General features: G+C 39.4%; 18 protein-coding genes, 4 tRNA genes and 2 pseudogenes. 1 reads left to right on the forward strand and 23 read right to left on the reverse strand.

What is annotated here, in order from left to right:
- Positions 1 to 28: 28 nt before the first annotated feature.
- Positions 29 to 934, forward strand: a pseudogene (locus C0966_RS14040) (nuclease-related domain-containing protein).
- 367 nt (positions 935 to 1301) lie between these two features.
- Here the strand turns inward: C0966_RS14040 and rlmH are convergent.
- From rlmH to rpsF, 23 genes and pseudogenes are all read right to left on the reverse strand, one after another.
- Positions 1302 to 1781 carry a 23S rRNA (pseudouridine(1915)-N(3))-methyltransferase RlmH gene (gene rlmH, locus C0966_RS14045; RefSeq protein WP_274856368.1) on the reverse strand — a complete coding sequence of 160 codons (480 nt, stop codon included), beginning with the start codon at positions 1779 to 1781 and terminating at the stop codon, positions 1302 to 1304.
- A gap of 80 nt (positions 1782 to 1861) precedes the next feature.
- Positions 1862 to 2023: a CxxH/CxxC protein gene (locus C0966_RS14050; protein WP_274856369.1), complete on the reverse strand. Its 162-nt coding sequence runs from the start codon at positions 2021 to 2023 to the stop codon at positions 1862 to 1864.
- A gap of 213 nt (positions 2024 to 2236) precedes the next feature.
- Positions 2237 to 3463, reverse strand: coding sequence for a S1C family serine protease (locus C0966_RS14055; protein ID WP_274856370.1), 1227 nt, complete (start codon positions 3461 to 3463; stop codon positions 2237 to 2239).
- Positions 3464 to 3899: 436 nt separating this feature from the next.
- Positions 3900 to 4694 carry an MBL fold metallo-hydrolase gene (locus C0966_RS14060; RefSeq protein WP_274856371.1) on the reverse strand — a complete coding sequence of 265 codons (795 nt, stop codon included), beginning with the start codon at positions 4692 to 4694 and terminating at the stop codon, positions 3900 to 3902.
- A 25-nt stretch (positions 4695 to 4719) separates the two neighbouring features.
- The gene (locus C0966_RS14065) at positions 4720 to 5496 is read right to left on the reverse strand and encodes a two-component system regulatory protein YycI (RefSeq protein ID WP_274856372.1); all 777 of its coding nucleotides are present in this window, start codon (positions 5494 to 5496) and stop codon (positions 4720 to 4722) included.
- A complete protein-coding gene (locus C0966_RS14070) occupies positions 5483 to 6814 on the reverse strand; it encodes a YycH family regulatory protein (RefSeq protein WP_274856373.1) in 1332 nt (443 codons plus the stop codon). The genes C0966_RS14065 and C0966_RS14070 overlap by 14 nt, the downstream gene beginning before the upstream one ends.
- Positions 6811 to 8631 (reverse strand): cell wall metabolism sensor histidine kinase WalK, encoded by a 1821-nt coding sequence (gene walK, locus C0966_RS14075; protein WP_274856374.1) that lies wholly within the window; start codon positions 8629 to 8631, stop codon positions 6811 to 6813. Before walK ends, C0966_RS14070 begins: the two co-directional genes overlap by 4 nt.
- A 9-nt stretch (positions 8632 to 8640) precedes the next feature.
- Complete coding sequence (gene yycF / locus C0966_RS14080) at positions 8641 to 9351, reverse strand: response regulator YycF (RefSeq protein WP_274856375.1); 711 nt, start codon at positions 9349 to 9351, stop codon at positions 8641 to 8643.
- A gap of 203 nt (positions 9352 to 9554) precedes the next feature.
- A pseudogene (locus C0966_RS14085) lies at positions 9555 to 10403 on the reverse strand (peptidoglycan DD-metalloendopeptidase family protein); the annotation flags it as partial.
- A gap of 265 nt (positions 10404 to 10668) precedes the next feature.
- Positions 10669 to 10741, reverse strand: a tRNA-Phe gene (locus C0966_RS14090).
- 16 nt (positions 10742 to 10757) lie between these two features.
- Positions 10758 to 10833, reverse strand: a tRNA-Asp gene (locus C0966_RS14095).
- Positions 10834 to 10908: 75 nt separating this feature from the next.
- A tRNA-Glu gene (locus C0966_RS14100) sits at positions 10909 to 10980 on the reverse strand.
- Positions 10981 to 10989: 9 nt separating this feature from the next.
- Positions 10990 to 11065, reverse strand: a tRNA-Lys gene (locus tag C0966_RS14105).
- Positions 11066 to 11543: 478 nt separating this feature from the next.
- Positions 11544 to 12365: a hypothetical protein gene (locus C0966_RS14110; RefSeq protein WP_274856376.1), complete on the reverse strand. Its 822-nt coding sequence runs from the start codon at positions 12363 to 12365 to the stop codon at positions 11544 to 11546.
- A 206-nt stretch (positions 12366 to 12571) separates the two neighbouring features.
- Positions 12572 to 13864, reverse strand: coding sequence for an adenylosuccinate synthase (locus C0966_RS14115; protein WP_274856377.1), 1293 nt, complete (start codon positions 13862 to 13864; stop codon positions 12572 to 12574).
- A 325-nt stretch (positions 13865 to 14189) separates the two neighbouring features.
- A complete protein-coding gene (gene dnaB, locus C0966_RS14120) occupies positions 14190 to 15554 on the reverse strand; it encodes a replicative DNA helicase (protein WP_274856378.1) in 1365 nt (454 codons plus the stop codon).
- A 163-nt stretch (positions 15555 to 15717) separates the two neighbouring features.
- Complete coding sequence (gene rplI / locus C0966_RS14125; protein ID WP_274856379.1) at positions 15718 to 16167, reverse strand: 50S ribosomal protein L9; 450 nt, start codon at positions 16165 to 16167, stop codon at positions 15718 to 15720.
- Positions 16164 to 18137, reverse strand: a complete 1974-nt coding sequence (locus C0966_RS14130; RefSeq protein WP_274856380.1) for a DHH family phosphoesterase — start codon at positions 18135 to 18137, stop codon at positions 16164 to 16166. Before C0966_RS14130 ends, rplI begins: the two co-directional genes overlap by 4 nt.
- A gap of 31 nt (positions 18138 to 18168) precedes the next feature.
- Positions 18169 to 19113, reverse strand: coding sequence for a YybS family protein (locus C0966_RS14135; protein ID WP_274856381.1), 945 nt, complete (start codon positions 19111 to 19113; stop codon positions 18169 to 18171).
- A gap of 330 nt (positions 19114 to 19443) precedes the next feature.
- The gene (locus tag C0966_RS14140) at positions 19444 to 19686 is read right to left on the reverse strand and encodes a hypothetical protein (RefSeq protein ID WP_274856382.1); all 243 of its coding nucleotides are present in this window, start codon (positions 19684 to 19686) and stop codon (positions 19444 to 19446) included.
- A 141-nt stretch (positions 19687 to 19827) separates the two neighbouring features.
- Positions 19828 to 20067: a 30S ribosomal protein S18 gene (gene rpsR, locus C0966_RS14145; protein WP_003347052.1), complete on the reverse strand. Its 240-nt coding sequence runs from the start codon at positions 20065 to 20067 to the stop codon at positions 19828 to 19830.
- Between the two features lie 49 nt (positions 20068 to 20116).
- Entirely contained in the window at positions 20117 to 20611 is a 495-nt protein-coding gene (gene ssb, locus C0966_RS14150; RefSeq protein WP_274856383.1) for a single-stranded DNA-binding protein, read from the reverse strand.
- Positions 20612 to 20686: 75 nt separating this feature from the next.
- Positions 20687 to 20974 carry a 30S ribosomal protein S6 gene (gene rpsF, locus C0966_RS14155; RefSeq protein WP_274856384.1) on the reverse strand — a complete coding sequence of 96 codons (288 nt, stop codon included), beginning with the start codon at positions 20972 to 20974 and terminating at the stop codon, positions 20687 to 20689.
- Positions 20975 to 20992 lie beyond the last annotated feature (18 nt).

The following is a 20992-nucleotide window of genomic DNA, read 5'->3' on the forward strand; positions in this document are numbered from 1 at the left end:
GCAACATATAACTGAAAGGATGTAGACTATGCTTTATAAAGCTCGTACTAAATCTAAAGAATTATTAATCATGGAATTTTTAGACGCTCGAATGGATTTATCTAACAAGGACAAACAGTATTATTACTCTTTGAAAAAGGGTTATGAAGGAGAAGTTTTATTTGATGTCTTAACGGAGAAACTTCAATGTGAATGCTTTATTTTAAATGACTTACTACTAAATATAAATAATACAACCGTCCAAATTGACACTTTAATTATTACCTCAGGGAAAATTTATTTATTCGAGGTCAAAAATTATGAAGGGGATTATTATTACGAATCAGATAAATTGTTCAAAATAACCAAATCTGAAATTATTAATCCTCTTTATCAATTGAGTAGAAGTAGTTATTTATTACACCAGCTACTCCTTAATCTTGGATTTAATTTTCAAATTGATGCTTCGGTTGTTTTTATCAATCCTAATTTCACCCTATATCAAGCACCTCTCGACAAACCATTTATTTTTCCTACTCAGCTAAACCAATGTTTGGACAAACTAAATACCACCCCTTAAAAGTTAATTAGTAAACACAAGAACCTCGCGGATAAACTTATTTCCTTACATATTATTGAATCTCCTTATCAACAGTTGCCATCATATGATTATGACCAGTTAAAAAGAGGAATCACTTGTGTTCAATGCAAGTCTTTTTCTATCTACATCGAAGGAAGAAAATGTATATGTAAGGAATGTAGGCACGAAGAATTAGTTGCAGCTGCTGTAATGCGGAGCGTGAAGGAATTTAAGCTTCTTTTTCCAGATCATCGGATTACTACGAATGCAATTCATGAATGGTGCCATGTGATACCATCTAAAAAGAGAATCAGAAGAATACTTGCCAATAATTTTAATCAAGTAGGAGATCGTCAATGGACTTATTATGAGTAATAAATAGAAGATCTGTCTTTCGGTTAGACTGAGTTATCCTAAATTTGTCCCTCATTAACAGTATGAAGAACTTTTCCTATGTTTCCTATCTTGTTTCTGTCCTTCAGGAGGCTTATGACGGACTTTTCTTTTGCTCTCTATCTTATTTATGTCCTTCAACAGGCTTATGACGGACTTTTCTTTTGCTCTCTATCTTAATTATGGCCTTCAAAAGTCTTATGACGGACATTCAGCATATACAATGGCTTTTGTTTTTCCTTTATCGCCTCTATGAAGGACATTTACAAATTTGATTAGATCATTTTTGTCCTTCACAGTGGCATTTCTTTAAAATTATCTACTCAGACTCAGCTCTCTAAAAATCCGCTCATTTATGATACGGTTCCCCCCTAATAATCCGAAACGCCCGATAAATCTGCTCGACCAGGATCAGCCGCATTAGCTGGTGGGGGAAGGTCATTTTCGAAAAAGATAGTTGTTCATTGGAACGCTTCAAGACCTCGTCGCTCAGGCCGAGCGAGCCGCCGATGATGAAGGCGATTTTGCTTTTTCCGTATGTGGCAAGTTTGTCGAGGCTGTCGGCCAGTTCTTCGGACGATTTCATTCTTCCTTGGATCGCCAGTGCGATAACGTATGTATCCGGGCTGATTTTTGCTAAGATTCGTTCTCCTTCTTTTTGCTTGACTTGTTCCATTTCTGTTTCGCTTAAGATTTCCGGTGCTTTTTCGTCGGATACTTCGATGACTTCTACTTTTGCATAAGATGAGAGCCGTTTTAAATATTCGTCAATTCCTTGCTTTAAATATTTTTCTTTCAATTTGCCAACCGTCACAATTGAGATATTCACAGTTTACCCTCACTTTACGAACAACATATCCACAGAAGTTATCCACATATCAACATTTGCTATCCACATCTTGTGTGGGATCATTCGTTCGCCACAATATATACAGCTGGCTTTTCACAATATCCACAGGTTATTAACAGCTGTTTTTCGTCTGAAATTTTTGTTAATACAGGTGCTGTTTCATAGTCATCAACGATTACATCCAATGCCAATTCCACATGTTCTTCACAGCAATAAATCATCTTAAAACCCCTCTATATCAATGTTTTTCACTTTTCTAACAGATTCAAAAATAATTGGCTACTTCATTATTATACACTTGCTGTTATAATGATTTCTTTTTTATTATCGTACGAAATGAATCTATACTTATCCACAGTTGTGGCCTTTCGTCAAAAGAAAAAGCAGGACAGCTGTTTTTGCCTCCTGCTTTTTAAGTTATCCACAATTCACAGTTACAGTGTCTCTCCGGCAAGCTTCAATGTTGTTTCCCTCAGCTTTCCGTTCCGGTAAAATTTGATTTCCATTTTGTCGCCGATCTTCTTGTTATTATAAAGATACTTGCGAAGTTCGATGGCATCTTTGATTTCTTTTCCATCCATCTCCACAATGACGTCAAGTTCTTGAAGGCCGGCTTTTGATGCAGGTGAGTTTGGAATAACTTCGCGAATTGCAACACCATAGTTAACATCTTTCGGCAGCTTCAATGCTTCTTGCTGATAATAGGCCGGAATTTCATTAACTGATTTGAGGTCTACACCCATGTATGGCCGTTTGACCTCTCCGAACTTCTCTAAATCGTCTATAATCGGTTTTGCATAGTTGATCGGAATGGCCAATCCGATTCCCTCAACTGCCTGCTGGGCAATTTTCATTGAGTTAATTCCGACTACTTGCCCGTCAATATTCACTAATGCACCGCCGCTGTTGCCGGGGTTAATCGCTGCATCCGTTTGGATTACTTCTGCCTGCCAGTCGACAATTCCGTCTTGGTTAAGATCAACCGGAATGGTGCGCTCCAGTCCCGAAATAATTCCTTGTGTAACCGAACCGGAAAAAGTCGGTCCGAGCGGGTTTCCGATGGCGATAACAGGTTCACCCGGCTTCAAATTATCGGAATTGCCAAATTGAGCAACACTTTTTACATTTTTTGCATCAATTTCTAATACGGCTAAATCGGTCCAAATATCGCTTCCCCGAAGTTTGGCTGGCAATTTTGTGCCATCTGCTAAACTGACTTCAAGTTCCGAAGCTCCGTCCACTACGTGATGGTTAGTAACGACATACGCTTTGCCGCCCTCTTTTTTATAAATAACACCTGAACCGGTACCGGCCGGTTCTGTTTCCTCTTCCGACCAAAAGCTGGTCGATTGGATATTGGAAACGCCGACAACGGCATCACCAGCTTTGTCGACAGCCTCCGTTACGCCTGAAATAAGATTCAGCTGGACATTTTTTGTTGTTCCTGCCGGCTGGTTCGCATCATTGTCCGCTTCTTCCTGCAAGTTGCTATCAGGTTGTACATCGTATGGCAGGATATTTAAGTCGGCTAATTTTGGGAATGAAACAATCACTAAAAAAGCGCCCAAAATCGCTGCTATTAAACTGGCAAGAAAATATCCTCCCCAGTTTCCTTTTTGTTTTTTATAACGGTTTTCATAATCTTGATCGTAATAGCCCACTTTACATCATTCCTTTCCTGCAAAACGAATGCTAAAAATTATTCTTCCTTTCTATCCACAATTATACTCTTGCAGAAATGATTTTCTAACGAAAAGCATTACAAAATCAAGAATTTACAGCATTATTCAATAGATTTTCCATCTGATTGAAAGAATGTTCGACCAGGGGAGAATGAAAAAAGAAAACGTGCATGAGTTTTAAACTCTCAACCCTTACATAGAAATAGCTTTCATAATAAAACAGAACCAACATAATAAGGCGGTGTGAGCGAAGCCAAGCTCTAAATAGTTACAAAGCTAAACAAGTATCTTGCTAAAAATATGTTGGCATTTCTATTTATGTTTGCGCAGCTCCGCCCCTTTTCCACAAAAAAAGGAATGAAAAAGCCGCTGTCATTCGAGCATTCATTCCTTCATCTACCTAAATCGTCAGCCATTAAACAGCAGTCAAAACGGTTGGAATTTTTGGATCTGTATCGTAGAGGCTGAATTGTTCCCCGACAACAAATCCTTTTCTTTCCAGTGTTTGTGTCACTGACATTCGAGCCAAGTCTTTTAAATTGTTATCTTTGCTGAGATGGGCAAGGTAAATGCGTTTCGTATGATCCCCGATCACCTCGCTCATGGCAATGGCCGCATCTTCATTTGATACATGGCCAAAATCGCTTAATATGCGCCTTTTTACATTCCATGGATACCGGCCCATGCGCAGCATTTCAACATCATGGTTGCTTTCAAATACATATATGTCGGCATTGGAGATGATCCCTTTCATCCGGTCACTGACATAACCGGTATCGGTAATAAGCACGAGCTTTTTTCCTTCATGATGAAATACATAAAACATTGGCTCTGCTGCATCGTGAGATACTCCAAACGATTCAATATCAAGAGAACCAAAGCTCTTTACTGTTTCCATCTCAAACGTGAATTTTTGATCGAGAGGGATTTCCCCGATTAACCCCTCCATTGCTTTCCATGTTTTTTCATTTGCGAATATGGGAATGTTATATTTTCGGGCGACAACTCCTAAACCTTTAATATGATCGCTATGCTCGTGAGTAACAAGAATGCCCGAAAGCTTGTCCATACTTCGATCGATTTTTTGAAACAAACCTTCCATCTGTTTTCCGCTTAATCCAACATCAACCAGAAAGGAATGTTCCTCCGTCTCCACATAGATCGCATTTCCCGTACTCCCGCTGGCGAGAACACTAAAATGCATTGTCATATCTTTTTCACTCCATTATTTCTTTTCATCGTTGTTCAATTAGAATAATTTGCCCTTCAAATGCATTGACAAATAAGTTCTCTTCTTCATTAACGACAAACCTCCAGACAGGAGTTAACACTTGAGATGCCGTAAAAATTTCATATGTATAATAGCCGAGCTCGACTTTTGTTATTTTGCTTCCCGGCTCCAGCATCCCTTTTTGATAGAGAGTTTCAATTGCTTTTAAAGGGCTTAAAACTTCTTCTTTTTCAGCCATTTCTTCTATATCCTCAAGCAAAGTCTGCCTGTAAGAAATGATTTGATTGTTATCATTCAGGAAAAATTCGAGAGATCCGTTCTTATTGCTGTATATAAATTTATCTTGATACTTTTGAAAGTAAGTAATTTTTTTATCTTTTTCGGAGAACTCCCAGAACGCATACTTATCACCGTAGAGAATATTGATTTTTATAAACGCATTCATCTCGGCCGGTTCAAACTTATCGCTTAATTGATATGGTTTGTCAAAAGTGCCGTGAAGGGTCGTGCCATCTACGATCGAAACGGTCTGTCCGTTTAAATTCTTCATTTCTTCTCCTGTGAATATTTTTGGTTTCGCACTGACATATTGATCTTTAATCGGGCCCTTCGGCAATACCGTATACTTGATTTTATCAGCTTCCAACTTATCTTCAATCGACGTTTCTGTAATCAATTCATATTGGTTTTGATCACGAACTTTCAAAAACTCGTACGCAAGATAAATATCCAGAACGAGAAAGGTCAAAATAAAGATCGTTTTGATTTTACTCCAATCCAAGTTTCACCCCTCCTCGTTCGTCTTTTACGATTCTTCCCCAGGCATTATCATACTTGTAATACCAGTAAGGGGTAAACACAAGGTGCCTTGAAGATTGCTGGTCGATTGAAATCCTGTAGCCAATCACCATGTCTTGAAGCTTTTCCGGTTTAAACTCTTCATTTTGTTGGAGATATTCAAGCGCTTCCTCGCCTGAATCGAGCATCACTTCACTTATTTCATTTTTTATTGGGACATCCAAACCAAAGTTAGGACGGAAATAGCGATAAATATCATTTTGACCCCATATTAGTTCAAGTTCTGACAAACCATTTTCATTAAAAACAGGGTATCCTTCTAAATCATAAAGCCTGAAAATCACTTTTTGATTGAGCTCGTCCATCCCTGCATAACGGAAAGAGTCCGTCCACCCGCCATGTGCGTTTACATAATCGATGCTTCTTTGCAGCAAATCTTCCGGACTTTTTAAATAATCACTTTCTTCTTGCGGATTGACAAAGGAAAGCATTTTCATATCGCTGTCGACCGTCATCATACTGGATTCACCAATATATTCTTCTTTGCCCGGGCCTACATTTTTTTGGACGAACCTCGGATCGTTAAAAAGTGCTTCTGCAAATTTTTCCGAGCTTAATTTATACGAATAATATTTATACGTTGTCATTTTCGTTTTTTGATCCGGCAAAAAAATGCTCCGGTAATTTGTTGCTTTATATTCAAAATAACGAGGGTATTGATTCGATTGCTTGTAAAATTTTTGATTAAATTCTTTTAAATGGGCAGAACTGACGTGGCTGACATATACTTGCTGTTCTTCTTTTGTTCCATAACGGACGAAATAAACAATTCCGTCCTCTCCTTCTTTATTTTCCACATCTATAACAATACGGTTAAATTTGAACTTTGGCAGGTTTCGGTCTTCAATGCTTAATACCGTTTTATATAATTCAATCGGAACGACATCCGGAAAAACAATTTCTACATTCCCCTCTGCATGGACAAAATCGGGCAATTGATCAATTTGGTTTGATATGTTTTTGATTTCATAAAAACTCCACGTGCTTAATTCGCGAATCATTTTATCGATATTAGCGCTGGAAGCAGTTCCGTAATGGGTGCCTTGAAAATGGTAAAAAATTCGATCAGGTTTTACCACTTTGTTTACTTCTTTTTTCGTACCGATCTCGACTTCTCCTATATAGTTCGATTTTTCCATTGTGTCAAAATTCGGCTGGTACGTCCAAATATTCCACGTTAACACAGCACTCATTACCACTAAAACTATTAAGATGGCGGATTTTACATTTTCATATGTCATGACCATTCATCCTCTTCTGAGCGATCAACAGGCAAAGTGAAGAAAATAGTTGTTCCTTTCCCTTCGACGCTCGTTGCCCAAATATCTCCCCCGTGGGCTTTGACCATTTCTTTTGCAATCGCGAGCCCCAGTCCAGTGCCGCCCAGCTTTCTTGTGCGGGCCTTATCAACCCGATAAAATCGCTCAAAGATCTTTTCAATATTTTCTTTCGGAATACCGACACCTTGGTCGGAAATGCTGACTAAGATTTGTTCATCCTGCTCTTCTACTTTAAATGTGATCCGGCCGCCTTCAGGAGAATATTTTAATGCGTTTGAAATGATATTATCAAGAACTTGTGTAAGCTTATCTTCATCTGCTTCAACAAAAATAGGCCGTTTCGGAAGAAGCCGCTTAAATGTAACATTTTGTTCTTTCGTCATTTCGAATCGATCGATAATTCTGTGGAAAAATTCATTGAAATCGACCCACTCTTTCTTTAACTTGTAATCTTTGCTGTCCATTTTCGATAATTGCAGCAAATCATTCACAAGGCGAATCATCCGCTCTGTTTCCGTTTGCGCAACGTTTAGAAAGTGAGGAGCAAGCTCTTCGTCTTTCCACGCTCCTTCTGCAAGAGCCTCGAGATAACTTCTCATTGTCGTAAGCGGCGTCCGCAATTCATGTGATACGTTTGCGACAAATTCGCGGCGCTCCATTTCAATTTTTTCCTGCTCGGTAATATCATGCAATACAGTAATAAGACCGTTCACAAAGCCGGTTTCTTTTTGAATAACTGAAAAATTAGCCCGTAAAATATATGGAGTGTTTTTCGTACTGTAATCTAAAATGACTGATTCGCGCTCTTCAAGTAATTTTTCAAATGTATATTCTTCTTCGAGGTCGAGAAGTTCAAGAATGGATTTTGATAGTACTGTTTCACGTGAAACATTCAGCATTTCCGCTGCAGGTTCATTAATTAAAATAACCCTGCCGCGACGGTCGGTTGCAATAACGCCATCTGTCATATAAGAAAGGACCGATGATAATTTTCTTCGTTCTCCTTCCGTCGTCGCCTGCGCTTCCTGAAGCTTTTTCGTCAAGTTGTTAAAAGTAATGGCCAGCTGTCCGATTTCATCATACCCGTAAACTTTAACTTTACGCGAGAAGTTTCCTTTCGCCATCGCGAGGGCCTGTCTTCTCATGTCTGCAATCGGCCTTGTAATCGTCTGGGCCAGCAAGACTCCAAGAACCGCGGTAATGGCAAGGGCGATGGCTGTTCCGGTAACAAAAATTTTATTGATATCTTTCATTTGTTCAAACACATTTTCAATTTTTGCTACTAAATAAACAGCTCCAATCACTTCCCGATTATGTTTAATCGGAGTTGAAAGAACCCATATCCGATATCCGTACTTCGGATCAATCCTTACTGAATCCTGGGGCTCTCCAAGAACGATGGATCTTTTAACTAAAACATCCGTCATTCTTTGTTCGACCAATTCCTGATGATTCGGATCAGCACCGATAATTTTTAAATTATTGTCGACGACCCGGACTTCGGAGATCTCTCCGCCGGAAAAGTCTTTTAATAGGTCCCTTACTTCATCTTTAAGCAAGGGATCATCTTTCCCCCGGACTTTTTCAATTTCTTCTTCAAGATTATAGGAGAGCAAGTCCACTCGTTTTTCAATCGATGTGTAAAAGTTTTCTTTCAAATTCTGTTCAAGTTCTCTTACAAAGTAAACACCGATAATTTGAATCGCAACTAAAATAAGAAGTACGTAGATCGCCACAAACTTTAAATGAATCGAACGAAAAATACCAACTTTTTTCATTGGGATATCTTACTCCTGTTCGGGATTCCGCAAATAATACCCGACCCCTCTTCGCGTCACAATCCAAATTGGATGGCTCGGATTGTCCTCAATTTTTTCACGCAGACGCCGAACCGTAACATCGACTGTTCTCACATCTCCGTAATAATCATAGCCCCAAACTGTCTGAAGCAAATGTTCCCTTGTCATCACCTGGCCGATATGCTTTGCCAGATAATGAAGCAATTCGAATTCCCGGTGAGTTAATTCAATCGTTTCGCCTCGTTTTGAAACAACATACGCATCAGGCTGGATCACTAAAGATCCTACCGTAATCTCATTTGTCTCTTCTTCTTCATCAGGTTTTGATGCTATTTGCTGGTGGCGGCGAAGATTTGCTTTTACCCTTGCGATCAATTCTCTTGTGCTGAATGGCTTTGTCACATAATCATCTGCCCCAAGCTCAAGACCTAACACTTTATCAATTTCTGAATCCTTTGCAGTCAGCATAATAATAGGCATTTCATATTTTTTTCGAACTTCCCTGCACACTTCTATTCCATCTATTTGCGGAAGCATAATATCAAGCAAAATTAAATCAGGCTGAATTTCTTCAATCATTTCAATTGCCGTATTTCCGTCATAAGCGCAATAGACGTCATATCCTTCTTTTTTTAGATTAAATTGCAAAATATCTGCAATTGGTTTTTCATCATCTACAACTAGTATTTTCTTCTCCATACCTGTTTCTCCTTTTTATAAAATTAAGGACTCAATGTATTTAAAGTTTTTATGTTTTAAGTTAAAAATCCCCTACTTTACTTTACCATGTTATAAGTTTGAATTTCATCTATTAAGAAAACTTATCAATTCTATTATAAATTAATGCAAAAAAGTCTCTAGTTCAAACTAGAGACTTCCATATTTTGTTTGTTTTTCTCGATTTAGCGAAGATAATTTAATGGGTTTTGCAGTCTGCCATTCTTATATACTTCAAAATGCAGATGAACGCCAGTGGAGTCGCCTGTTGACCCCATAACCCCAATCTTTGTGCCTTTAGGCACGGTTTGTCCAACACGTACATTAATGGAAGAAAGGTGGGCATATACGGTCCGGAAACCGTTTTGATGGTCGATCACAATTTTCTTTCCATATCCGCCGTTCCAGCCTGCAGAAACGACTACTCCGTTATCAGCCGCTTTAATCGTCCGGTCACTCGGCCTTGCAATATCGATCCCTTTATGCATTTTTCCCCATCGGTAACCCATTTTGCTTGAAATATATCCGCCGACCGTCGGCCAGGCAAAAGAACCCTCGACTCTTGATGGTATGACTTTTGTTCCTTTTACGACAATATGATCAACGGGTTCTTGCAAAATTTCTTCTTTTATGGGAGTTTTCTTTACTGGTTTCCCGTTTTGTTCGGAAATGACATAAGTCACGGCACGGGAACCATTTTTTCCTTCTTGTTTAATTTTTGTATCGCCTTTAAACATAGAGGAATCTTCAACTACTTTATTTTTATAAGAGATTGTTTCTTTCTTGTAAACTTCTTTATCTACGACAACGAAAACATTCGGTTCATATACGGTTACATTTAATTTATCGCCTATATTAATAAGCGAATCTTCTTTTAACCCTGGATTTAACTGTAATAGCTGCTCTATCGTTAAACCATGGTTTTCTGCAATAGAACCGAGGACATCTCCTTCTTTTACTTGATATTTTTTTTCTTCTAATGTCCCTTTTAGAAGCAGCTTAACAGCTTCATCGGCAGTTAAAATCTGCTGCGGCGGATTAAAAGATTAATAGACTTCATAATGTAACAAAGATGTATAAGTACTGACATTTTGTTGCGAAATTATGACATGTGCTCATATGGTGGAATTTGGAATTTTTTCTGGAAGAAATGGCGGTGTTTGATTAGGAAAGCTTTGATATTATTGGGTTATAAAGTTTTTGGGAGGGGAATTTTTAAAAAAATAATTGTACTTTGCTAATAGTAAAATTACATTATTATTAAAGAAAAAAGGGAGCATTTAATCCTATGCTCCCAGATGGCTCGGGACGGAATCGAACCGCCGACACAAGGATTTTCAGTCCTTTGCTCTACCGACTGAGCTACCGAGCCAAATTTATGTATAAAATGGCGGTCCCGACGGGAATCGAACCCGCGATCTCCTGCGTGACAGGCAGGCATGTTAACCGCTACACTACGGGACCTAGATATATGTAGGATTGATGATGAGCAAGGAAACCGTCCTCGCCAGCTTCTTACCCATCACCAATATATGCCGATGACCCGTACGGGATTCGAACCCGTGTTACCGCCGTGAAAGGGCGGTGTCTTAACCACTTGACCAACGGGCCATCATAAGATGGTGAGCCATGGAGGACTCGAACCTCCGACCCTCTGATTAAAAGTCAGATGCTCTACCGTCTGAGCTAATGGCTCTTGTTTTTATTACACTCCAAGTTTTTCTTCGATGTTATTTCTAAGAAGTAAATTCATCATTTTGTTCAACGACGTCCCGATCTCGGTATGTTTATTCAAGCAGCAGCTCGATCGGTACGCTGAAGCTTTTTCTTCGAAGCTTACTCGGACGTGCTCTACCGACTGAGCTAATGGCTCTTGTTTTTAACGTTTTTGACGACGTTTCTAATATTAGCATATTAATTCATAAATAAGCAATGCTTTTTTAAAAAATTTTTTAATTTGAATTGTTGGTCTTAAGAACATAGATAAACGAAGCGACAGAAGCTGACCTCATAAAATTAACGAAGGCTCATAAATTAGAATGATGGCTCATATATCGGAATGAGAGCTCATATATCGAAACGACGGCTCATTTTTCGAAACGAAGACTCATATTTTCATATAAAGGCTCATATATCGAAATAAAAGCTCATAAAATCAAACAAAGGCTCATTTTTCAAAATAAAAGCTCATAACCTTCCCGTGAACATGATCCGGAGCGGGTTAGGCCTTCTTTAACAATTTCAAAATACTCCTCATCCAACATTTTGTTGCAAATCCCCCAATAATAACCGGAGACGTTTTTGATCCTTGTCTTTTTGAGTTTAATATTCCGTACCAATTGCTTGAACGCTTTTACAGCCAATTCAAGCTTGTCCTTTTCTGTGTAATAAGAAAGGCATCGAGTGCTTACATGAACCACTTTGTAAAATTCCTCGATCGTCCAAGCATCATCGTAAAAGCACTTCACAAGGTTCGTAAATGCAGAAGGAATTTTATTACTGGCGAATGAAGAATTTAACGCCATTGTACGTATATTTTTTAGATTGATAGTTTTATTCTTTGATGGATTCTTATTTGGTGCTTCAATTGATCCTGCTTCTGGTGCTTCATTTAAAATAAGTTCCGCTTCTTGCTTCGTTTGATATTTTTGAAAGACATAAACACTGTGACCTTGTCTGCCGTTTTGAGAATGAGTATGGATTACGTGAATTAAGCCAAACTTTTTCGCTTTTCTTAACATACGTTCAAAAGTGGAGCGGCTAATGCCGCCCATTTCAGAATGCTGATGGGTTGCAGATACAATCGTTTGAATTTTTGCGTTGCAAATCCCTGGAATCTTTGCAGAAAAGCGGACAAGCCTCTTTAGTGCGATCGTTTCACTTTTCGTAAACTGATCCTTCAAATCTGTCATCCACTGCTCAAAGTGATTGTTGAAATCCTTTAAATCACGAAACTGCGATAGTTCTTTAAAATCTTCAATTCTCCCCGACCGCATAAAAAATGCCCTTTCTTTTTTGGGGCATACTTTTACAAATTTATCAGATTTTTAATCAACACTTGTATTGCTGCCCCAACTTCTTTCCACTCGTTATATATAAAGAAAGAAGACAAAAGGACATGGCGATGGCTAGAAAATTTCGAAATTGGGAAGTACAAAAAAGAAGCCCCTCCTAAAGAAGAGCTTCTTAACTAAGCAAACCATTAGCTTTGACGCCAAGGGTTGTGGACGACATTTGTTTGTGAGCGGTCCGGGCCGACAGAGAAGATCGATAACGGAATGCCTGTGAGCTGTGAAACGCGCTCTAAATAGTGGCGGGCATTAGCCGGAAGATCATCGAGAGACTTGCAGCCGGTGATATCTTCTGTCCAGCCTGGCAGTTCCTCATATACAGGCTCACATTCAGTTAATACCTTTAAGCTTGCCGGAAATTCTTCAATTATTTCACCTTTATAGCGATAAGCTACGCAGATTTTCAATGTTTCAATTCCGGTTAAAACATCGATGGAGTTGAGGGATAGATCCGTAATTCCGCTGACACGGCGCGCATGGCGGACAACAACGCTGTCAAACCATCCGACACGGCGCGGACGTCCTGTCGTTGTGCCATACTCGCGGCCGACTTCACGAATTCGATCGCCAATTTCATTATTTAGTTCCGTAGGGAACGGGCCGTCACCAACACGTGTTGTGTAAGCTTTCGAAACGCCGACGACATGTGTAATTTTTGTCGGGCCGACACCGGAACCAATTGTCACCCCGCCTGCAACAGGGTTAGAAGAAGTGACAAACGGATATGTACCCTGGTCAATATCAAGCATTACACCTTGTGCGCCTTCAAAAAGTACACGGCGTCCTTCATCAAGCGCGTCGTTTAAGACAACAGATGTATCACAAACGTATTTCTTGATCTGCTGGCCGTACTCGAAATATTCATCTAAGATTTCTTCAATCGTAAAACCTTTTGTTTCATAAAAGCGCTCAAGTAAACGATTTTTCTCTTCAAGGTTGCGTGAAAGCTTTTCTTCAAAAACATCACGGTCTAACAAATCAGCAATCCGGATCCCGATTCGGGCTGCTTTATCCATATAGGCAGGCCCAATCCCTTTTTTCGTTGTACCGATTTTGTTTGCCCCTTTGCGCTCCTCTTCCACCTCGTCCAGTTTTAAATGATAAGGCAAAATCACATGGGCACGATTGCTTATACGTAGATTATCTGTTGAAACTCCTCTTTCGTGCAAATAAGCTAGTTCTTTTACAAGCGCCTTTGGATCAACAACCATTCCGTTTCCGATTACGCAAATTTTATCTTTATAAAAAATTCCAGATGGAATTAAGTGCAGCTTGTAAGTTTCACCGTTAAAACGAATGGTGTGCCCTGCATTGTTTCCGCCCTGATACCGAGCAATCACTTCGGCATTTTCGGAAAGAAAATCAGTAATCTTTCCTTTTCCTTCATCTCCCCATTGTGTTCCGACAACAACTACTGATGACATAAAAAACACACCTCCAAGGTTCACGAACATTAAAAAATTTCACGTATTAGACATATTAAGTTTATCAGCAATACAGAATGAAAGTCAACAAAACCCGAACAATTTATTATAAAATATTAAAATATGTTCGTAAACTATTACAATTGTAAAATATTTATTCAAAACAAAGATGCTTACTCCCCATCAGCTGGTATTTACTCTCGTTCATTAGGAGTTTACTCTCGTTCAGCAACTGGTTACTCTCATTCATAAGGAGTTTACTCCCGTCCGACAGATGTTTACCCTCATTCAATATAAAAGGCCGGCCAATTTTTAGGCCAGCCTTTTATGCTCCAGGCGGAATCGATGATTCATCAAAACGCCGCTCTAAATTTACGAACTTATTATACTCTTTGACAAATGCAAGTTCGACTGTGCCGACAGGGCCGTTACGCTGTTTGGCGATGATAATTTCGATAATGTCTTTATTCTCTGTTTCCTTATTATAATAGTCATCACGGTATAAGAAAGCGACAATATCCGCATCCTGCTCAATACTTCCTGATTCCCGGATATCTGACATCATCGGACGCTTGTCTTGCCGTTGTTCCACCCCGCGGGAAAGCTGGGAAAGTGCGATAACCGGAACTTCTAATTCTCGCGCTAATCCTTTCAGAGAACGAGATATTTCGGAAACTTCCTGCTGGCGGTTTTCGCTTGGGCGGCCGCTCCCTTGAATAAGCTGCAGATAGTCGATGACGACCATTCCTAAACCGTGCTCTTGCTTTAAGCGTCTGCATTTCGAACGAATTTCGCTTATCCTTATCCCGGGTGTATCATCAATAAAAATTCCGGTATTCGACAAACTGCCCATGGCCATCGTTAATTTGCCCCAGTCTTCATCTGTCAGAGTACCGGTCCGAAGCCTCTGGGAGTTAATGTTTCCTTCCGCACACAACATACGCATGACAAGCTGTTCTGCGCCCATCTCCAAACTGAAAATCGCAACATTTTCTCCTGTTTTCGTAGCGACATTCTGGGCAATATTCAGAGCGAATGCCGTTTTCCCTACTGATGGACGGGCTGCAACAATAATTAAATCATTGCGCTGAAAGCCGGCTGTCATTTTATCAAGCTCCCGGAACCCTGTTTCCAGTCCGGTAATATCTCCTTTACGATTATGAAGCATTTCAATTTTATCGTATGTCCGGACTAAAACATCTTTGATATTATGAAATGTACCGGCATTTTTCCGTTGAGATACTTCAAGAATGCTTTTTTCCGCTTCTTCTAATACTGTATCAACTTCATCTTCGCGTGTATATCCGTCCTGGGCAATCGCCGTCGCTGTCCGGATCAAGCGGCGCAATAAAGACTTTTCTTCAACAATTCTTGCGTAATATTCAATATTCGCTGCTGTCGGAACCGATCCGGCCAATTCACTTAAGTAGCTGACACCGCCTGTATCTTCTAAAATTTTTGCTGCGGCAAGCTCTTCAGTTACGGTAATTAAGTCGACCGCTTTTCCTTGGTCATGCAGCTTCAGCATGACATTAAAAATTTTTTGATGAGAAACCCGGTAAAAATCTTCAGGAATTAAGATTTCTGAAGCAACCGTTAACGAGGACGGTTCCAGGAAAATGGCCCCGAGGACTGCCTGTTCCGCTTCTATGTTTTGAGGCGGCAGCCGATCGGCAAATAAATCATTCATCTAATCAAACCTCCCTTATGAAGAGGAACAAAATAAAAGTATATAGAAACAGAAATAATAGTTTCATAGATCGTATTTAAAGACTAGAAAAAATGTGATCAGTAGAACCGATCACATTTTTCTTCTATTTTATCATGTTTGTTCAGGAAAAGAACTTCCAAAATTAGTTTGCTTCTTTTACATGCACATTCAATGTTGCAGTAACTTCCGAGTGCAGTTTGACAGGAACTTTTGTATATCCTAATGAACGAATGGCATCTTCAAGTTCAATTTTGCGTTTGTCGATTTTAATGTTATGTTTCTTTTGAAGTTCGTCAGCAATTTGTTTGCTCGTAATGGAACCAAAAAGGCGGCCCCCTTCACCAGCTTTTGCCGACAGTTCAACCGTTAGTTTCTCCAGTTGCTCTTTTAATTGTTTCGCCTGGGCGAGTTCCTGTTCTGCCATTTTCTCCTCTTTTTTCTTTTGGGCATTTAATTTGCTTAAATTTTCCTTGTTCGCTTCGACTGCAAGACCCTGCTTTATGAGAAAGTTAGTGGCGTATCCGTCCGCAACATTTTTGACTTCGCCTTTTTTTCCTTTTCCTTTTACATCTTTAAGAAAAATGACTTTCATTCCTTTTTTCCCCCTTCAACATATTCTTCGATAACAGCCTTTAACTGTTCCTCCGCTTCAGCAACTGTTATATCAGCTAATTGAGTTGCTGCATTTGTTAAATGGCCTCCGCCATCCAGGTTCTCCATAATCACCTGGACATTGACATCACCAAGAGATCTCGCACTAATTGCGACCGTATTCTCTGAACGTCTGGCGATGACAAACGAAGCGAGGACCCCTTCCATCGTCAACAACGTATCAGCAGCTTGGGCAATCACGACTTGATCGTAAATTTCGTCTTCTTTCCCTTTTACAATCGCAATGCCTTCGCGGTAAAAGTGGACGGTTTCAATCAGCTTAGCCCGCCGGATATACGTATCCACATCTTCTTTTAAAAACTTTTGGACTAAAACCGTATCAGCGCCTTTTCCTCGCAAATAGGAAGCAGCATCAAATGTACGGGAACCCGTTCTTAATGTAAAGCTCTTTGTATCGACAATAATTCCTGCGAGCAGGGCTGTTGCTTCAAGCATTTGAATTTTTCCCCGTTTCGGCTGATATTCCAAAAGCTCGGTAACAAGTTCTGATGTCGATGACGCATATGGTTCCATGTATACGAGCAGCGGATTCTTGACGAAATCTTCACCGCGGCGGTGATGGTCAATGACAACCACATTCTCTATTTTATTTAACAGCTTCTCTTCAACAACAAGTGAAGGCTTATGGGTATCGACAATAACCAGTAATGTATCATCTGTGGCGATTTCCAGCGCCTCTTCCGGACTAATAAATCTTGAAAACAGGTCCTCATTTTGCTCGATCTCTTTCATCAAGCGCTTTACACCTGTATCGATTTCCTGGAAATTTACGACGATATATCCTTCCCGCTCGTTCATCTGCGCGACTTTTTGAATGCCGATGGCTGAACCGATGGCATCCATATCAGGATTTTTATGGCCCATAATAATGACTTTATCACTTTCTGTAATTAATTCTTTTAATGCATGAGAGATCACGCGGGCCCTGACTCTTGTCCGTTTTTCCACCGGATTTGTTTTTCCACCGTAAAATTTCACTTTTCCATTCGTCTGCTTAATGGCTACCTGATCTCCGCCCCGGCCAAGGGCCAGATCTAAACTTGACTGAGCAAGAGAGCCAAGCTCAGGCAAAGATGAAACACCAGTTCCAACTCCAATACTTAATGTAAGAGGAACATTTTGCTTTGAAGTTGCTTCGCGAACTTCATCTAAAATACCAAATTTCTCTTTTTCAAGTGAATGAAGAATATGTTCATTGAAAACAGCAATAAACCTTTCCGAAGATACCCTCTTTAAAAAGACTCCGTTGTCATTGGCCCATTTATTCAATAAAGACGTAACAATGTTGTTTAAGTTGCTTCGTGTTTGGTCGTCCATTCCCTGCGTCATTTCATCATAATTATCTAAAAAAATGATGGCTATAACTGTACGCTCATTCTGGTACATTTTCTCAATTTCAGTTTGTTCGGTCACATCAAAAAAGTAAAGAAGGCGTTCTTTCCTCTTATGGATGACTCGAAATTTCCGCTCATGTAGAGTCACAATTTCGGTTTCAACTTCCTGTTTAATCAGAGGAATGAGCGAATCGGCAACATCATAGAGGGATCTTCCTACGAGCGTATCTTCTTGAAAACATGAAGCCAAAAAAGGATTTGTCCACTCGATTGTATAGTCATCATTTATCAGCATAATGCCAATCGGCATTTCCATTAAAGCTTCTTCACCGACTCTTTTGACCCGGTAAGATAGCGTTGTTATATATTCTTCCGTTTTCTTTCGCTGTTTTTGTTCAAGCCAGAATACAAAATAAAAAGAAAACGAAGCAAGAAGAAATCCAGCCAGGCTGAATAACAAGTTATAATAAGCTAATACACCCAGTTGCACCACTGTTACGCCCATAAGTCCGTATAGTGGATAACGTATGGACTTTTTTTCTCGATACGAAGGCATGTTTTCAGCTCCTATAACAGTAGTGTTTTTCTTATGATTGTTTTTTTAAGCGCTGCCTTAAATCAAAACCTAAATCAATTATACCTAATATTCGTACAACATAAAGGATTATTGGCATCAACAATGATAAAATTGTCACTGTGACCGGAATCGCGGCAGAATAGCCTTTTATGGAACTGAAATAAAAGACAAAGGATAATCCCTGTACAATCATACATAACTGTAAAATAAACGATAAATTTAACAGGGCCGAAAACAAATAGCTGCCTTCTTCAGGATTGACCGCCATCGAAATGAGCAAAACGGCCAAATAATACCATAATATACTTTTTGGCAGAGTCAAATCCTTGAAAGCCTTCCACTTTCCAATTCTAACCCCGAACCTTTTTAAAATTGGAAGAGAAACAAGCTGAATCAATAATACATTAATTAAAGAAACAACCACAAACAAACTTGGCATTAATGTTTCAATCATATCTACGCTTGATAAAAGCTGTTCGGCAGCCTTCTGTCCGGGATCTTTTCCAATGGATTCCAACATTTCCAGCGACATATCTACAGATTCCCGAAACATTTTCATCATTTCTTCAATAAAATTGAATTGAAAAAACGTAACTGCTACAACGTATTGAATGATCAAATTAAGCAAAAAGACGAGGGATCCGGCTATAAAAACCGTTCCTCTGTTTTTCTGTTCTCTTATTAAATATCCCATAACCGCTCCGGTCAATCCATAAGCAAGAGTTAATGGAACAGCAAAAATGCTTCCTGCCACAAGCGAGATAACGACAGATGCGATCAGAAAAACAAAAGAAGTTTTCGTGTCGTTTTTCGCAAAAAATAAAATAAATGGAAGCGGCAAAAAGAAATTAATAACCATTCCTAATAAAGGAATATACATCGTTATTAACAATAAAACGGTATATGCCGCTAATAAAACAGCTCCTTCAGTAAGCCTTTGAATATTTTTTTTCATAATTCACCTCTTAATCAGACACACCCTTGAAGTCTATTTTAGCTACAATCAAAGCCGTGTTCAACTATGCAGAATTGATTCTTCATAAAGCGGTTCATAAATACGGAATTGGTTTATAACTATGAGCATGAGATCGGTTAATATATTCAAAAAGCGGTTGATAGTGGTTGATATTTTCGAAAAGTGGTCGATATATCATGGAAAGTGATCGTTATATCCAGAAAGTGAGTCGATATATTCGAAAACCGGTTCGCTATTAAAACTGGTTCATTAACAAGAAAAGATAAAAAAGCAGCCCGCATTTTTGAATGGACTGCAATTGATTAGGGATTATATATATTCATAGAGGTTTTTTTCAATGAATTCAATGATTTGTTTGTGCAATGGTTCAGAAACGTCTTTTGATTTGAATTGTTTTTCCGCCAGACTCAAATATCGTTTCACTGTTTTATTTTTGGAGGCTTCTTTAAGTGTCAATTCACCGTTGAGGATTTCAATTGCAACCTTTTTAACTTCTGCATCATCTGTTAAGTAATAGAGTAAGCCGGCAATATAACTTGTCCGATCCAACACATCATCTCCACCTTTTCATATAGCTTATTAATAAATTCCATTCAGGTGGTCAAATATCCTCCTTATCCGGCAAAGTTTTACAAAAAGTTTCCTAGTAATAAAAAAAGCAACAGGAATCAGACCTGCTGCTTTGGTTCAAAATTATTCACCTGCAACGAATGGCAACAATGCCATTTGACGTGCACGTTTAATCGCAACTGTTAATTTGCGTTGGTATTTCGCGCTTGTGCCTGTTACACGGCGAGGTAAAATTTTGCCGCGCTCAGAGATGAATTTTTTAAGAAGATCAACATCTTTGTAGTCGATGTGTGTAATTCCGTTCGCTGTAAAATAGCACACTTTACGACGTTTTGCACGACCGCCTCTGCGTCCTCCTGCCATCATATTTCCCTCCTTTAATTTTCATGATAAAACGTTCATTATTTAGTCGTTAGAATGGAAGATCGTCATCTGATATGTCAATTTGCCCTTCGCCGGCAAATGGATCTTCATCTATACGTGTATAGTCTTGATTGTTGTTCTGGCGTTGATTCTGATTTCCAAACGGATTGTCTTGATCCCTTGGGCCGCCGTAAAAACCACTGTCGCCTCTGTCACCGGAAGCACTTCTAGGTTCAAGAAACTGAACACTTTCAGCTAAGACTTCTGTTACATAAACACGTCTTCCGTCTTGGGCTTCATAGCTGCGCGTTTGCAACCGTCCATCTACACCAGCAAGACTACCTTTTTTCAAATAGTTTGCTACATTTTCCGCTGCACGCCTCCAAACAACACAGTTAATGAAGTCTGCTTCCCGTTCACCTTGCTGATTCGTAAACGTACGATTTACAGCAAGAGTAAAGGTCGTAACCGGAACTCCATTTGGTGTGTAGCGCAGCTCGGGATCTCTTGTCAAACGTCCAACAAGAACGACACGATTCATCATCAGAATCAACTCCTTTCCCCAACAAATGTTTCATGTGAAACATTTTAAGAGTTGGGCATGTTATTTATTTAAAGCTTATTCTTCTTCTTTAACAACAATATGACGAATGATGTCTTCGTTGATTTTTGCTAAACGAGAGAATTCTTCAACCGCAGCCGGTTCAGATTTCACGTTAATGATGTGGTAAATTCCGTCGCGGAAATCATTGATTTCATAAGCAAGACGGCGTTTTCCCCATTCTTTTGATTCGATAATTTCCGCACCATTTTCAGTTAAGATGTTGTCGAAACGCTCAACAAGCGCTTTTTTTGCTTCATCTTCAATGTTTGGGCGGATGATGTACATAATTTCGTACTTTCTCATCACGTTCACCTCCTTTTG

It is taken from the genome of Bacillus methanolicus (assembly GCF_028888695.1).
GTDB classification, from domain to species: Bacteria; Bacillota; Bacilli; order Bacillales; family Cytobacillaceae; genus Bacillus_Z; species Bacillus_Z methanolicus_B.

Coding starts and splice junctions, on each gene's coding strand:
- C0966_RS14050 (WP_274856369.1), bottom strand. CDS start 2,023: ATGATTTATTGCTGTGAAGAACATGTGGAATTGGCATTGGATGTAATC.
- C0966_RS14060 (WP_274856371.1), bottom strand. CDS start 4,694: ATGACAATGCATTTTAGTGTTCTCGCCAGCGGGAGTACGGGAAATGCG.
- C0966_RS14070 (WP_274856373.1), bottom strand. CDS start 6,814: ATGACATATGAAAATGTAAAATCCGCCATCTTAATAGTTTTAGTGGTA.
- walK (WP_274856374.1), bottom strand. CDS start 8,631: ATGAAAAAAGTTGGTATTTTTCGTTCGATTCATTTAAAGTTTGTGGCG.
- yycF (WP_274856375.1), bottom strand. CDS start 9,351: ATGGAGAAGAAAATACTAGTTGTAGATGATGAAAAACCAATTGCAGAT.
- C0966_RS14110 (WP_274856376.1), bottom strand. CDS start 12,365: ATGCGGTCGGGGAGAATTGAAGATTTTAAAGAACTATCGCAGTTTCGT.
- C0966_RS14115 (WP_274856377.1), bottom strand. CDS start 13,864: ATGTCATCAGTAGTTGTTGTCGGAACACAATGGGGAGATGAAGGAAAA.
- dnaB (WP_274856378.1), bottom strand. CDS start 15,554: ATGAATGATTTATTTGCCGATCGGCTGCCGCCTCAAAACATAGAAGCG.
- rplI (WP_274856379.1), bottom strand. CDS start 16,167: ATGAAAGTCATTTTTCTTAAAGATGTAAAAGGAAAAGGAAAAAAAGGC.
- C0966_RS14130 (WP_274856380.1), bottom strand. CDS start 18,137: ATGCCTTCGTATCGAGAAAAAAAGTCCATACGTTATCCACTATACGGA.
- C0966_RS14135 (WP_274856381.1), bottom strand. CDS start 19,113: ATGAAAAAAAATATTCAAAGGCTTACTGAAGGAGCTGTTTTATTAGCG.
- rpsR (WP_003347052.1), bottom strand. CDS start 20,067: ATGGCAGGAGGACGCAGAGGCGGTCGTGCAAAACGTCGTAAAGTGTGC.
- ssb (WP_274856383.1), bottom strand. CDS start 20,611: ATGATGAATCGTGTCGTTCTTGTTGGACGTTTGACAAGAGATCCCGAG.
- rpsF (WP_274856384.1), bottom strand. CDS start 20,974: ATGAGAAAGTACGAAATTATGTACATCATCCGCCCAAACATTGAAGAT.